At 64.4% G+C, this 16,286-nt stretch carries 5 protein-coding genes; 1 reads left to right on the top strand and 4 read right to left on the bottom strand.

What is annotated here, in order from left to right:
- The first annotated feature begins 105 nt into the window (after positions 1–105).
- On the top strand, positions 106–492 hold the full coding sequence (locus tag QM716_RS09495; RefSeq protein WP_283303903.1) for a hypothetical protein: 387 nt from the start codon (positions 106–108) through the stop codon (positions 490–492).
- Here the strand turns inward: QM716_RS09495 and QM716_RS09490 are convergent.
- From QM716_RS09490 to QM716_RS09475, 4 genes are read right to left on the bottom strand one after another with little or no spacing between them, the layout of a single operon-like run.
- On the bottom strand, positions 444–1,286 hold the full coding sequence (locus QM716_RS09490) for a siderophore-interacting protein (RefSeq protein ID WP_283303902.1): 843 nt from the start codon (positions 1,284–1,286) through the stop codon (positions 444–446). The two genes, QM716_RS09495 and QM716_RS09490, sit on opposite strands and share 49 nt — an antisense overlap.
- Positions 1,283–2,584 carry an enterobactin transporter EntS gene (entS, locus tag QM716_RS09485; protein ID WP_283303901.1) on the bottom strand — a complete coding sequence of 434 codons (1,302 nt, stop codon included), beginning with the start codon at positions 2,582–2,584 and terminating at the stop codon, positions 1,283–1,285. The genes QM716_RS09490 and entS overlap by 4 nt, the downstream gene beginning before the upstream one ends.
- Positions 2,581–3,594, bottom strand: coding sequence for a Fe2+-enterobactin ABC transporter substrate-binding protein (locus QM716_RS09480; RefSeq protein ID WP_283303900.1), 1,014 nt, complete (start codon positions 3,592–3,594; stop codon positions 2,581–2,583). Before QM716_RS09480 ends, entS begins: the two co-directional genes overlap by 4 nt.
- A gap of 21 nt (positions 3,595–3,615) precedes the next feature.
- A complete protein-coding gene (locus tag QM716_RS09475; RefSeq protein WP_283303899.1) occupies positions 3,616–16,116 on the bottom strand; it encodes a non-ribosomal peptide synthetase in 12,501 nt (4,166 codons plus the stop codon).
- Positions 16,117–16,286: the final 170 nt, after the last annotated feature.

The following is a 16,286-nucleotide window of genomic DNA, read 5'->3' as shown; positions in this document are numbered from 1 at the left end:
ACCAGCGTCATGTTCGACGAGAAATATGCTCGGTCATCACATCGCCTAGCACGAAGCGACGGTAACCGTCAGCCCTCCCGTCGAGGTGTCGCAATACTTGGCGCCATGTCGGCTCCGGTCAGGCACATCGCCTCGGTGATCTCCGGAAAGTTGGCACAACGAGTGGGTACGAAAGCCATTGCGGTAGCGGGAGTTACCTTCCTCGGCCTCAGCGGCGCCGTCGGCGTCTTTGCAACGACAATGTGGAAGAACGTTTTCGTCCTGATCCTGGCGGGTACCGGCGTCGGGACCCGGATTGCCGCCGGGATCACCGCGGGCGCGACATCTTCAGGCGGCCTTCCCCAACACTCGGCATTCGCCACGGCTTTCGGTGTAGCGACAATCGTGGCGATTGTCGGACTCGTTGTCGCGGTGACGATACCGAAGGCTGAGGCTACCGATGTTCAGTGGTCGTCGTCCTCGTCGAAGTCCGCGACTCCGCGCTTCCAGTAGCCGGTGATCAGGTGATCGCCCGAACTCAATCCGAGTTCGTCGCGCACGAATCTGCGAATCGGCTTGAGGCTGGTGGCCTCACCGGAGACCCAGGCGTAGACGCGTTCGCCCTCGGGGACGGTGACCGTCCGGACTGCCTGCTCGAGCAAATCCGAGTGACCGGCTGGGACGTCACCGCGGTGCAGCCATCGCACCTCGACGCCTTCCGGAACGGTGAGTTCGATTTCCTGCGAAGGGTCGGTGATCTCGACGAACACCCACCCTGCTGCAGCAGCCGGCATCATCTCGAGCCAACGAGCAATGGCAGGAAGGGCGGTGATGTCACCAGCGAGCAGATAGCGGTCGTACGTCCACGGAACCACGACGCCACCGGGCGGCCCCGCTACGTGTACCCGAGTGCCGATCGTGGCGGCCTGAGCCCAATCAGAGGCGTACCCACCTTCGTGGAGTGCGAAGTCGAGGTCCAACTCTCCTGCCTCGGCGTCGTAGCGGCGGACGGTGTACTCACGCGAGATCGGCAGTGGACGAGGCCACTTCAGGCTGAATCCGTCTCGTTCGGGCAGTCGCAAAGTTCCGTCGACATCCGGGTAGACGAGGCGGACATGCTCGTCGGGAGCGTGCGATTCGAAGCCCGCCAACTCGGGTCCACCCAAGGTCAGACGCAGCAGTCCTGATCCGACCATTTCGCTGCGAACAACTTCGAGTTCGCGAATACCGATGGGGTACGGCACTTTTGCACCGGTGTTACCCGCCAGCACTTCGGCGATGGTCGCGAGGTGGTCTCCTCGGTTCATGAACTACCTTCCTTTTCCGGCGGAGCATTCCCCACCGGCACAGTGATTTCGGAGTGATCTACTTCGGCGATCTCCGAAGTTACCCGGCGCACCGAACCCAAGGTTGCCAGGAGTACCAGGCCCAGTGTCAGACCGGCGAGACCCAAGGCCAGCAACGCGGCGCCAGGCTCGAGCCACTGCCCGAGGAACCCGGCTGCCATCGAACCGATCGCAGTGCCCGTCACGGCCTGCACCATCCACAGACTCGACACGCGTCCACGCAATTCGTCCGGGGTGTTCTGTTGAAGGACGGCAAATCTCAAAATGTCGTTGAGGGCGCGTCCGAAGCCGAAGCCGGCGAGACCGAGGAACGCGACGATCGCTGCTCCCGACGCACCCAGTACCACGAGACCGAGCGGCATCAACGCTACCGAAATCAGCATCGCGGCACCGTTGCGGTGGACTCGTCCGGTCCAACCGCTGGTGAGCGAACCGATCACGGCGCCGACTGCCGGTGCGCCGTAGAGCAAACCCAGCATGGTGGGTCCGCCGCCGAGGACCTGGTCGACGAAAGCGGGCAGCAACACCATCGGTCCGCTGACGAACATGACCAACAGTCCGCTGATCAGGATGCCGCGAATGACTGTGTGCGTCCCGGCGAATTTCACGCCGGTCACGAGTGCACGAATCGGGCTTTCGTGATTCGTACCCGGTGCAGGCGACGGGCCTATGGCTTGGAACAACGTGACCGTTGCTGCGGTGGCCACCGCGGCAACAAAGTATGTGGCGGGGATGCCGCCGGAGGCGATGATCACACCGGCGATTGCCGGCGAGATCATCGTCCCGATGTCCGTGGTCAGCGCTACCAACGCGCCGGCCGCTGCCATCTTGTTGCGCGGCAACAACGTCGGCATCAAAGCCATCAGGGCCGAACTACTGACGCCGCCGGCCATGCCGTCGACAGCGGCCGCGACGTAGATGACCCACATCGACGGGTGCGGCAAGAGCGCATTACACCCGAGAATGACAAAGCCGAGACCCGCAGCACTGCGGGCCAACTGGATGGTGCGTCGCCGGTCGTAACGATCAGCGAGCACGCCGCCGAACAGGCTGCCGAAGAACATGGCGATGGCCATCGCCGTGGACACTCCGGCAACCTGCAAGGTCGACCCGGTGAGCTGGTACGTCTGCGCGGGAACGGCTACGACGAGCAGTCCGATCCCGAGCAGCGAGATCAATCGCGCGGAAAAGGCGTACCTGAAGGGACGGCTGGTCCGCAAGGGTGAAACATCGATTACCAGCCCACCGAATCGGGTCATGCGAAGGTCTGGCCGATCAGGTCGAGAGTAGCCATTGCGCCGTCGTAGTCAGGACGGTAACTGGTGGCAGGGAGCTCGAACGTCGTGCCTGCCTTGAAGGACGGCAACTGGGAGTACAGCGGATCCGTGGCAAGTTCGGCCATCGGGCGACCGGACACCGGAATCACAAAGGCAACAGGAGCATCGGCGACCTGCGAGAGCAGTTCCGGGCTGACCTCGAACGAGTCACCCGAGCCGAAGAGCTGCGGGTTGCCGGCCTTGGCCATGACGTCGTCGGCCTTGAATCCGAGCTCGGCGAGCATCGCGGGCAGCGCTGCCGTCGGCGGCACGAGGTACGGCTTGTTGTTGGCGAGCGAGAGAATGTAGACGACGTTTCCCTCGGGAACCTTGATCTTGTCCTTGACCTCTTTGACCTTGTCCTCGTACGCGTTGATCAGCGCCGGAACCTTGTCCGAACGACCTGCGGCATCGGCAACGATCTCGAGCTGCTTGTCCCACGCGGCAACCGTCTTGGGGACCAAGACAGTGGGTGCGATAGCGGTCAGCTGATCGTAGAGTTCCTCGGCCTGAACCGACGTGATGCCCTGGCCACCGCCGATGATCAGATCGGGTTCAGCCGCCGCGACGGCTTCGATGTTGAGCTGCTCGCCGGCAGGCAATTCCTTGGTGCCCTGCGCCTTTGCGGCGTCCGACCATGCCGGCGGGAATCCACCGTCGAGGTTCGTGACACCGAGGACGCGGGTATCGGTGGCAACCACCGGTGCGTCCAGGGCGTACAGGTATCCGGCGAGACCGCCGCTCAGAACCACGATGCGCTCCGCTGACGCGGGCACGGTGACCGAGCCCTTCTCGGTTTCGATCACGCGGGTCGTGGGCTCTGCAGCCTTGGTCGGTTCGTCGTTCGAATCGCTACTGCAACCGATCATCGCCACGAGTGCGACGATCAGCAACCCTGCGATGGCGACGAAACGTCGCCAACTCCGTATCGCGAGGGGCGGTGTGGACTTCATCATTGAGCTCCCGTTGTGTGTCTAACTGTGGTTTCCAACTGTGTGGTTTTCGACTGTGCGGTTTCGAACTCTGTGGCCTGTGCGTTCCGACAGATGACTGTCGAGCAGCGGGGCAATTGCCGCCCACCCGGCTGGGGTCACCAATCCGGCGTGGTCGTAGGGCAGATGATGTACTGCCATGTCCCGGTCCCCGCGGACTCTGCGCCAGCGATCGGCCAGCACTTGTCCGGACGCCTCGGCGTCGGCGGTGATCAGAGTAACCGGTCCGTCGTAGGTTGTGTCAGTCGAGCGGGCCACGAGCAAACGAGTGGCATCAAATCCAGCGCGAACTGCCTCGACCAGTGCCGGTGCCTGAGTGAGGATCTCGGGTGGCAGCGCGGCGGCAAGATCGCGGTCGTCGACGTCATCGCGGTCGCGCTCGTCACGATCTCCCATTGGATGAGTATCGATCAGACCCGCGAACTCCACCGTCTCGCCGATATCGACCAGCTGAGCCGCCATCGCGGCGACGACGTTGCCTCCGAACGAGTATCCGAGCAGGTGGTACGGCCCGCTCGGTTGCACGCCCCGAATCGTGTCGACGTACATCGCTGCCAGTTGGTACACGTTCGTCGGTTCGAGTGGCTCTCCGGCAACAGTGGGCAATTGAAGGCCGAACAGAGGACGGTCAGCCTCGAGTACGCCGGTCAAAGGTGCGAAGGGCCAAGCGAATCCACCTGCCGGATGCACGCAGAACAGTGGTTCACCGCTGCCTTCGGCTCGGAGTGTCAGGAGGTGATCGCGACTCAGGTCGACCTCGGACCCCGATTCGTCAAGGTGTGCTGCGAGCTCGGCAACTGTAGGACGGGCCATCAGCGTTCCCACACCGACGCTCACCGACAGGTCGTGCTCCACCTCCCCCACCAGTCGCATGGCTCGAAGCGAGTCGCCGCCGAGATCGAAGAAGCTCTCTTCGGGATCCACGACGTCGATGCCGAGAACCCGCGCAAAGACCTGGCACAGTTGCCTTTCCATCTCGGTTCGCGGTGCTCGGGCCGCCGCTCGGGCGGGGGGTGCCGGCAGCGCACCGCGGTCCAGTTTTCCGTTGGGTGTCAGGGGGATCGAATCCACGACAACGATGTCCGACGGAACCAGGTGCGCCGGTACGCGTTCCCGCAACGCAGCTCGTAGATCGGTTGAATCGGCCCCGGGTTCTTCGATGACATAGCCCACCAGTCGCGGCGGCGCACCGTCTTCGCTACGGACGGAAGCTGCCGCTCTCAACACACCCGGCAACGACGCGAGCGCAGATTCCACTTCACCCAGTTCGATCCGAATGCCTCGGATCTTGACCTGATGGTCCGCGCGACCCAGGTATTCGAGTTCGCCGTCGCGGCGACGCAGCACGACGTCACCCGTGCGGTACATGCGCCTGCCGACGGAGAAGGGATCAGCGACGAACACGGCGGAGGTCAGCGCAGTGCGGTGAAGGTAGCCCATCGCCGTTCCGTCTCCGGACATGTAGAGCTCGCCCACCGCTCCGATCGGAACCTCACGCAGACCCGAATCGAGTACCCGCGCAGACGCGTTCAGAATCGGACGACCCAAGCACGGCGTCTCGCTGCCCTGAACCGGGGATCCCATCGCGTTGATCGTGAATTCGGTCGGCCCGTAAAGGTCGTACCCGTCGACACCGTCCTGATCGCGTAGCCGCGACCACAGTTCGGCTGGCACCGCTTCGCCGCCGAGCATCACCAACACCGGCGTCCGCTCACCGTCGAGGAGACCGGCGGCCATCAGTTCCCGTGCATACGAGGGGGTTACGTTCACGACGTCGATCCCGACTTCGCGGTAGTGCTTCACCAGCGACGCGGGGTCGAGTCGCGCCTGCTCGTCGATCACGTGAACTTCATGCCCGGCGAGCAACCAGAACAGTTCCTCCCACGACATGTCGAACGAGAACGAGACTGTGTGCGCGATGCGCAAACGTCGACCACCCACACTGTTTTCGGTCGGGGTGAAGATCTCGGCCTTGTGATTGTGATACATCGTCGTCAGCCCGCGGTGCCCCACTACGACGCCCTTGGGTTTCCCGGTACTGCCCGAGGTGTAGATGACGTAGGCAGGCTGATCCGGTGAGGTCGGCCCACACACCGCGGCCTCGTCGACAACAGGTGCCGGAGACTGCCCGTCGAGTACCCCGGCCACGTCCGGGTCGTCGAGGACGACGCACTCCTGTCCGGCGGGAACACCGAGGTCACGCGTCTGCGTCGTGGTGACCACCAGCGCCGCGTCGGAGTCGAGGATCAGTTCGCGCAATCGTGCCGGCGGGTGAGCCAGATCCAACGGGAGGTAGGCCGCTCCGGTTCTCATGACAGCGAAGATCGCTACGACGTGATCGGCGGTACGCGGAAGTGCTAGCGCCACTATGCGGGAAGGTCCCGAACTCCCTTCGCCCGACGCCGACCCCTCGAGCGCCGACGCGAGTATCCGCGCCAGCCTGTCCACCCGTGCGTTCATCTCGGCGGCACTCAGTGTGACGTCGCCGAAGACCAGTGCAGTCTCGTCTGGTGTGGCCGCCGCCCTTTCACGTAGCAGTGCGTCCACGCTGCCGCCGGCCTGATCCGGCCGCGGCATCACGATGTGCTGTGAAGAGAATTCCTCGGGAGTGCGCGAAAGCGGAATCGTCGTGTCCGCCACCGTAGCCGTATCGGCATTCGCCATCACTTCGAGGATCGTGACGGTGCGTGAGAGGACGTCCCGAGCCACGTCGTGGGGAATCAGGTCGGGACGATTTTCGAGAGTGAGTGCCATCGCCGCATCCCCGACGCCCGGGTCCACGTCGAGCGTGAGCGCATAGTGAGTGCCGTCCACCGCATCGAATCCGACGATCCCACTGCGCCCGAACGTGTCTCGACGTGCCTGTTCGTCGCGAGGGGTGTTGCGGAAAACGTAGAGCGTGTCGAAGAGTGTGGCGAACCCTGCACTTCGCTGCACGTCGCCGAGCCCGAGATGGTGATGCCCCAGCAGCGAACCCTGTTCGCGGAACAGGCGTCCGAGCAACGCCGAGATCTCCTCGCCGGGACGTACCCGGACACGCACCGGAATGGTGTTGAGCGCCAAGCCCACCATTCGGTCGGCGCCCTCGACCTCGGGTGAACGTCCCGACACCGTCGATCCGAAGACCACGTCGTCTCGGCCAGTCACGGCGCGCAGTGCCAGGCCCCACGCCGCAGAAACCACGGTGGACAGCGTCACACCGCTGCGCCTGGCCAGGTCGCGAACTCGCTCGGTGATGTTCTGCTCGAGCTGAACTCGGGTGAACACCGGCAACGGAGCACGCCCGCCTGATCCCGTACCTCCCACGAGTGTGGGCTGATCGAGATCTGCGAGGTAGTTCTTCCAAGACGAGAGTGCGTCCGTGCGATCCGCTTCGGCGATCCATCGCAGGTGATCACGGAAGTCCGCCGGCGTGGCGAGAGCGCCGTCGAGTGCAATCGGGTCCGTGCCGTGCGAACGGGCAAACTCGTAGAGCGCGAACAACTCCGCGTACATCAAGGTTTGCGACCAACCGTCGGTCAGCAGGTGGTGTTGGGTGAAGACGAGGTGCGCTCCCCCACCTGGCAACCAGACCAACACCATTCGAATGAGTGGCGGCGCACTCAAGTCGAACAGCTTGCCGAATTCGGCCTCGTCGACGGCGCGAATCTCGCGATCGATGTCCTCGGTTGCGGCTGCGCTCAGATCGATCTCTCGGAAGGGCATGTCGGCTGCCCTGGGCACGAACTGCACCGGGGCATCGAACCCGGCGTGAGTGAAGCCCGCCCGCAAGTTCGGGTAACGCCGCAAGAGCGCATCCCCTGCTGCGCGGAGTGAGCGAACGTCGATGTCGGCGTCGGCAGAGAACTCGAATCTCGGCTGCATGTGATAGGCATCCGTGCCGTCGGCACCGTCGAGAACCGACTGGAAGTACATGCCTTCCTGCAGAGGTCCGAGCGGCAGCACGTCCTGCCAGCCCGGGCTGAGCGACTCGAGCCGTGCCCGACGATCTGTGTCGAGGGCTACGAGCGGAGTCGGCGCACGATCCGGCGCGATTTCGGGCAATGCCTTTCGGTCGACCTTCCCGTTGAGAGTGAGCGGGAGCGCTTCGAGCACCGTGATGGTCTGCGGCACCATGTGTTCGGGGAGCAGCCGCGCAATCTCCTTGCGCACCAGTACCGAATCGAGCGTGGTTCCACCTTCGGGGACCACATATCCGTGCAGACTTCCGGTACCCGCCGCATCGACACGGACGGTGGCTGCAGCGCGGAACACACCGGCGACTGTTCCGAGCGCGCCCTCGACCTCGCCGAGTTCGATGCGGAAACCGCGAACCTTCACTTGATCGTCTGCACGACGAAGGAAGTGCATGACCCCTCGCCGGCGTCGAACCAGATCTCCGGTGCGGTAGAGGCGTGCCCCCGGCAGAGAAGGATCGGCGACGAATCGCGCGACGGTCAGATCGGGGCGATTCAGGTATCCGCGAACCACCTGCGCGCCGCCCAGATACAGCTCGCCCGCAACCCCTTCCGGAACCTCGCGCAGGTCGTCGTCGAGGATTCGTACGTGCACATCGGTCCAGGGCCGGCCGATCGTGACTCGGTCACCGGTCGTGATGACCGAAGACGTAGCCCATACCGTGGCCTCGGTGGGTCCGTACACATTCCGGACCGAAGCAGCGTCGGCCACCAGATCGTCGGCCAGATCCTGCGGGAGGGCTTCCCCTCCCACCAAGGCGCGCACCGCGGCGAGGCTGGATGCGTTCTCGTGTTCGGTGACCACTCGCCACAGTGCCGGCGTTGCCTGCATCACTGTCGCATTGCTCGCGGAGATCAACGCCAACAACGCATCCGGGTCGCGAACCGTCGTGCGGTCGGCGATCACGACCGTAGCGCCCGCGGCAAGCGGGCACAGAAGCTCGAGTGCCGCAATGTCGAACGACACCGTTGTCACCGCGACAATGCGATCGCCCGGCCTGATCCAGCGATCCTCGACGACCGTGTCTGCGAAGGCCGCGAGGTTGGCAGTCGAGACCATCACACCCTTGGGGCGACCGGTCGAGCCGGAGGTGTGGATCATGTATGCGAGGTGATCACCCGCAGCCGGTGGCGAAGGAAGCATGACATCGGCGTTGGTGAACTCACCATCCACGAACACACTCGTGGGCACTGCCGACGGAAGTCGTCCTGCGCTGTGGATACTGGTCAGCACACACACCGGCGCCGCATCGTCGATCATGAACTCGAGCCGCTCACTCGGGTAGTCGACGTCGAGCGGCAGGTACACCGCGCCGATGCGCAGTACCGCGAGCAGTCCCGCCACCAGATCAGCACCACGATCGAGCGCAACGGCGACTACCTTCTCGGGTCCTGCGCCGACCGCAAGCAGTTCGCGGGCCAGTTCGTCGACGCGTGCCGACAGCTCTCCGTAAGTAATTCCGACCTCACCGGAGACCACCGCGACGTCGTCGGGATGGCGGCTGACCTGTCGAGCGAACAACTGCGAGATACCTGCCGGTCGCGTCGCGCGTCGGCCCGGGTCACGATCCGACTTGTTCTCCGACAGCCGCAGATCTGCGACGACAGTGGTGTTTTCGTGACCAAGGACCGCGATCACTCCGTCGAGCAATGCGTCCGCGGTGGCGGCGTCGAACAGCCCAGCATCGACCGTCAATCGAAGTTCTGTTGCGGTTCGGACGAATTCGAGGTCGACGCTCGCGTCGAGCGAGTGGCCGACACGGGCAGCGAACAGGCTGCTGGTGGGACGCCCGAGTAGATCGGCGATTCGGTCGAGGCTGATATCGGAATGCGCCCGTGCCTCCGACAACGCGCCTTCGACTCGTCGAACGACATCGGCAATTTTCGGCCGCCCGGACAGGTCGACCCGAATGAGGGTGTCCGCCTGTTCCGAGGACAGTCCGACAGCAAGGTCCCGACCACCGCCGAAGCCGTTCAGCGTCGCTGCGACGGCAGCCAACAGCACCGTGTCGAATCCCGAGCCGTCACCGAACCGAGCATCGCGAAGCTGACGGACGTAGGTGTGCGGGCGGTATTCTGCGCCGCGCGGGCGGTCGTAGGGAAGGTCCGTTTCGAGGGGCAAGCCCGCAAGCGTGCGAACCCAGTGCCGCTCGTGATCAGGATTTCCAGCCGCTGCCGGGGGGCGGACCGTTCGCGCGTCCACGGCGGGTCGATCAACGACAGCAACCGAATCCGGCGAGAACTTTTTGTGATCGACGTGGGCAGTCGAGGCAAGTCCGAGGGGGGTCGGGGTGTCGAAGACATCCGAGACGACGATCCGGATGCCCAGCTTCCGCAGACTTCCCACCAACCGCATCGCAGTGAGCGAGTGACCGCCGAGAGTGAAGAAGTTCTCGCCCGGATCGACGTCGGAAATCTCCAACACCGTTGCAACACAGGCACACACCGCATCGACGACAGCCGGATCGGCGTCGATCGCCTTCCGTTGCTCGCCGGACCTCTTCGTGGCAGCCGTCGCATCGGCAACGCGGCGGGTCTGTCGGACAACCGTCAGCACCGCGGATGCCGGAGCTGTCGGCTCGGTCAGCAACCCACGCAGGATCTCCGCGAGCCTTGTGACCATTTGCTGCGCTGTGGCTTCGGAAACGACTGCAGGATCGTGGTACAGAACCAGATCCAGACCGGTACTCGGCGGCGCCATCAACGTCATCGGATAGTGCGTGACCCCGCGGTTGGTGAATCCCTCGACCCGAAGGGTGTGCGACGCGGGCTGTCCCGCACCGGAGTTCGGGAAGTTCTCGAACACCAACAGCGTGTCGAACAATTGCCCGATCCCGGCAATGCGCTCGATCTCGGCCAAACTGGTGTGCTCGACGTCCACGATGTCGAACTGCGCGTTCTGCAGCCCGACGAACTGATCCAGCAAAGGCTCGTCCGTGTCGATGTCGAGGCGGGCCGGAATCGTGTTGCTGAACAACCCGACCATCCCCTCCACTCCGGCGAGTTCGGCAGGTCGACCTGACACGGTAGCCCCGAACACGACGTCCCACTGTCCTGTCGCCTCGGCGAGCGTTGCCGCCCACGCACCCTGGACCAGGGTATTGATCGTCAGCGCTCGCGCGCGCCCCAGTTCGATCAACGCGTCGGCGTCCGATGCCGCGAGCGGAACCTCGAGCGCGACGGGCACACTTCGCGGCGCCCCTACGTCTGCAACGAGAGTCGGCGCCGCGAGCCCCCGTAAACGCTCACTCCACACTGCACGGGCAGAGTCCTGATCACGACCGGCTATCCATGCCAAGTAGTCGCGGTACGGCGTCGGCGTGGGAAGGTGCGCATCGCCGTCGTGGTACACGTTCATCAACTCGCGCAAGACGATCGGCGTCGACCACCCGTCGGTGAGCAAGTGGTGCGCGTTGAGGACCAGTCGGTGCACCCCGCCGGGCAGCCTGATGAGTAGTGCGCGCAGCAGCGGCGGCGTGCTGACGTCGAAGACATGCTCGGCGGCCTCGTCCTCGAGCTGATCTGCAGAGCGCAATGCAGTGGACGCTGGAACCGACGTCAGGTCGACCGAACGCCACGCAACCTTTGCACCGCGCGGAATGACCTGAACGGGACGTTCGAACTGCTCGTAGTGGAAGGCGGCGCGCAGGTTCGGGTGCCTGTCGATCACGGTCTCGAACGCGTTGGCCAACTTCACCTCGTCCAACGAGCCGGAGAGATCAAAGCGTGCAGTGAGTGTGTAGACGTCTGCGGCACCGTCACGGACCGCGTGGAACAAGAGACCCTCTTGTAGCGGCGAGAGCGGAAGTACATCGGCAAGTGGTCCGTGGACGGCTTCGAGTTCGTTGATCCCGGCCTGATCGACCACGGCGCCCTGGCCGAAGATCGTGGCGGAGCAATCGGAAGGCGTCAAACCACCGTCGAAGAGCGCGGCATGCGCTGTCAGCGCAGCAAGCGCCCCTTCCCAATGTGCTTGCAGCTCGACGATCGTCGCTTCGTCGAGCACCGCACCGGCCGCAGTCCATTCGACTGCCAGCGTCGGCGCGCCGTCCTCACGGACAAATGCGTTGAGCGCCAGCACTTCCGACATAGCCTTGGTGGCCGGTTCGATTACCGCGAATGCATCCTGTTCCGGCAATCGCCATCCGGTTCCGGGCAGGGACGGGAAGCGGCCGAGATAGTTGAGCAGCAGTTCGGGAGCAGCACACGCGGAAAGATCAGGGGCAGTGTCGGGATCCGAATGCCGGAGAACTCCGTAACCGACTCCACCTGCGGGCACGGCTCGTTTTGCCTCCTTCACCGCACGCAGCAGATGCCCGGCGGTTGCTCCGCCACTGAGCGCGTCGGCAAGATCATCGGCGGTCATCAGCGCGTCGGTGGGCACTCGAACCGGGAATTCACTGGTGAACCACCCGATGGTTCCGGCGAAGTCGGTGTCGATGGTGAGCGCGTCGCGTCCATGGCCCTCGACGGTGACGGTCTGCGCGGGCAGCCCGATTCGGCCCCGACTGTGCTGCCACGAGCGCAATGCAAGCATCAATCCCGCGAGAAGTACTTCGTCGGCCTTGGCTCGGTACGCCGCCGGAAGTGTGGTCAGCAACGCGTCGGTGACGGCCGGGGGCGCAACAGTTGTCGTGCGGGAGGCGGTTGCGCTCACGTCGACTTTCGGGTCGAGACGACGGCTGCCGATAGGCGCGTCGTCCACCTGCACCGATGCAGACTTCCAGTACTCGAGCTCCGATGATCTGCTGCCCGAGGTCCCGAATTCTGCGAGCAACCCCGCGTATCGACGCCACGAACTTCCGCCTGCAGCCAACCTGGCCGACCTACGCTCGCGTGCAGCGTCGGTAGCTTCGTGGAGATCGGGAAGCAGAATTCGCCAGGACACACCGTCGACGATCAAATGGTGAGCCACCAGGATCAATTGATCGGGCCGACCGGCCTCGGTATTGACCAGCACAACTCGCAGGAGTTCACCGGCGCGCGGATCGAGACTCGCCGCCGACGCCTCTGCAAGCTCTCTGATCCGGGACGGCTCGGAGCTGTCGGACACCTCGCGAACGAGTCCCTCACTGCGTACCGCGCCGGCGTCCCGGACGATCAATTCGGTAGTGCCGCTGTCGTTTTCACGCCGCAGCAGCAGACGCAGCGCGTCGTGGTGATCGAGGACCGTCTGTACGCCGGACTGCAGGTCACCGAGCGAGAGGCCGTCGTCGATGCGCACTGCGGTCCACTGCGCGTAGCCCGCGATTGCCTCGTCCGTCGGATTCTTGTCGATCAGTGCCCGAACGATCGGCGGAGCGATCACGGTGCCGGTCGCCACGTCCACGACCGCTGCAGCGGCGTCGGCCTCATCGGCAATTTCACGCGCCGCAGCGGCGATGGTTCCCAGATCTCGCTGTGCAAGTAGCTCTTTCGGAGCAACGACCAGTCCGCGCACCCGCAGCCGACTGCTGACGCTGATTGCCGTGATGCTGTCACCACCGAGGCCGAAGAAGTCCTCGTCCACGCCGACGCGTTCGCGACCGAGCACCTCGGCCACCACGTCACAGAGGATTTCTTCGCGCGGTGTGGATGCCGCGCGCCCCTCCGACTCGACGGCCGGAGCGGGTAGTGCCGCACGATCGAGCTTTCCGTTCACCGTGACCGGCAGTTCGTCCAGAACGACGATTGCGGCGGGAACCAGATGATCCGGTACGCGATCGGCGAGGTCACGGCGCAACTCTTCCTGCGGCGGAAGCGCCGCGCCGACAGCGGCGACAACGTAGCCGACCAGGCTGGGCCGTCCTCCGTCCGTACGGATCAGCGCGGCAGCCGCGCCGATTCCGGGAACCGATCCGAGAACAGCCTCGACCTCGCTCAACTCGACTCGATGTCCGCGGATCTTCACCTGCTTGTCGCTGCGACCGATGAAGTCGTAGCCCCGACCCGGTACCCAGCGCGCCACGTCCCCGGCGCGGTACATGAGATCTCCCGGGGCCCCGAAGGGGTCTGCGACGAAACGCTCGGAGGTCGCGCCGGCGCGGCCGAGGTATCCCCTGGCCAATTGCGGTCCGGCCAGGTAGAGCTCCCCTCGTTCACCGTCGGAGACCGGTTCGAGCGCGCTGTCGAGCAGGTATGCACGGGTGCCCGCGAGCGGGTACCCGATACGCGGTCCGGCCCCTTCGACCGTGGTCGCGATCGCGTCGACCGTCGTTTCCGTGGGGCCGTACAGGTTTCGAGCCGGGACTCCGGATTCGATGATCGCGTCCCACAGTGCCGGCGGTGCCGCCTCGCCGCCCACGACAAGGAGCTGCAACCGCTGCGTGCTCAGCAATCCGTTGTCCACCATCGCTGCAGCCATCGACGGCGTCGTGTCGACCACGTCGACGCGATCTCGCTCGAACGCCGCGACCAGGGCTACGGCGTCCTTCTGCAGTTCTTCGCCGTACACGTGCACTCGATGACCACACAGCAGCCACAACAGCTGGTCGAGAGACGCGTCGAAGGCGAACGACGCCGTGTGTGCGGTGTGCAGTTGGCGGTTTCCGACGCGCTCGGCGGTGTCCCGGTAGATGGTGGCGCGATGGTGGTGAAGCAGGTGCGCCAATCCACCGCTTCTGACCAACACGCCCTTGGGCTTGCCTGTCGATCCTGAGGTGTAGATGACGTACGCCAGGTGATCACCATGACGCACCGTCGCCAGTTCACCGAGTTCCAGTGCAAGCTCGGAATTGGCACGGAGTTCCTCGCGCACTGCGTCGGAATCGAGGACGAGCGGGTCTGGCCGAGAATCTCCGACGAGTTGCTGAGCCAAGGCGGAAGTGGTGAGCACGACCTTCGGCTGTGCGTCGTCGATCAGATCCCGCAACCGCTCGGCCGGGTGCTGCGGATCCAGGGCCACGTACGCTGCGCCCGCGTTCAATGTCGCGAGCAGCGCCACCACCATCTCGGACGTACGCGGAAGCGCAAGTCCGACAATGTCGTCCGGGCCGACATCGAGGGCCCGAAGCAACCGGGCGAGCTTGTGGACGCGGCCACCGAGTTCTGCGCCTGTCAGACGGTCCTCACCGCACACGAGGACTGTGTCATCCGCGTGCTCGACGACGATGCGATCGAAGACGTCGGGGACGAGGTCGACAGAGCCAGGCACAGGTTCGGTCTCACGGCCGGCAAGAATCCGCGCAGCTTCGGGCGCCGTCATCATCTCCACCTGACCGACGGCAGGATCTCCCTCCCCCACCATCGCATTGACGATGCTGACGAAACCAGCGAGGCGACGCTGAACCGAATCCCGAGTATTGGTACGCGCGTCCACTTCGAATCCGAGTAGAACTTCGCCGTCCGCAATGGGGGTCACCGTCAAACCCAGGTCCTCCGGCGGACCCCCGGCGACGTTACGCAGTACACCCACAGCGCCGGCGAAATCGAGGGCGAAGTCGAACGCCTTGAGATTGATCCCGATCCCGTGAAGCAGTGCGCCGGTGCCGGCGACGCCCAGGTCCCGAGCAAGATTCTCACCACGGTATCGCTGGTGCGCGCGCAGGCTTTTCATCGTGGCGGCCACCTGCTTGCTCAGGTCACCGAGTCGATCGTGGCTGCGAATCGTCAACCGGAGTGGCAGGACGTTGACTGCCATGGCCGGCGTCTTGAGTGCCGTGCGCCCCACGCGCGCCATGAGTGGCATCGCGATGACAACATCCGTCTCACCGAGCAACCGGTGGAGAAACGCGCCGTAGCAGGCGATCAGGGCCTCGGCCCACGTTGTTCCCGTCGAGTCTGCCACCTCTTTGAGGCGGTTGAGGGCGTCGGCGGGGATGACCTCGCGAACCTGGATCGTTCGTTCCGCCGGACCGGTGACCTGCTGGCCGCGTCCGTCCAACGCGGGCAACGGCGTGAGGACATCGCGCCAGTAGTCACGATCTTCCACGAACTGGTCGCCCGACCGGTATGCCTCGTCCTCGGTCACCAGATCGGTCATCGAACCGAATCGCGTTGGCGCGACGTCGGTTCCCTTCTTCGCGGCCGTGTAGTGCGCGGAGACTCGGCGCGAAATCATGGCTGCGCTGTATCCGTCGACGATCAGGTGGTGATAGAGCTGGATGCACCAGATCTCGCGATCGGACAGCCTGATCAGCGAGTACGTGTAGAGCGGACGCTCCACCATGAAACGGCAGTACTCGGAGGCCCGGCTGCGCTCGGCGTCGACCAGTGCGTGCGCCACGGCCACCGGATCGCGCTCGTCACGGACGTCGGTGATGGGGATGACTGCAACCGGCTCGTCGGAGATGTACTGACGCGGGCCGTCCGCTGTCTCGATCATCCGCAACCGCATGGTTTCGGCTTCACCGATCGTCGCCGTGATGGCGGCTGTCAGAAGTTCGGTGTCGATCGGTTCGTCGCCCGAGATTTCGAGCACCTCACCGACGAGGTAGCTCCGGGATTCGGGATCGAGTCTCTGTGCGTTCCAAATCCCCAGTTGAGCTCCTGTGAGAGCAAACGTAGCTTCGCTCGCCGCTCCGGAGTTCGAACCTGGAAGAACGCTCACACTGATCCCCTTGTCTGTGGACACAAGTCACCCAAGGGTGACCTAACATCTTTTTGGGTAGCCTAAACTAAATGTCGATGAATCGGGCAATCCACCCCGCCCTCGACCTGGAAATCTGGCGGACCGACAGCACCCAACGAGCTCGCGGGTCGACACGCACAGCCACAACA

It is taken from the genome of Rhodococcus sp. IEGM 1409 (assembly GCF_030056735.1).
In the GTDB taxonomy this organism is placed as follows: domain Bacteria; phylum Actinomycetota; class Actinomycetes; order Mycobacteriales; family Mycobacteriaceae; genus Rhodococcus_F.
The sequence above is the reverse complement of the archived record's forward strand: the minus strand, read 5'-3'. Positions and strand labels throughout refer to the sequence as shown.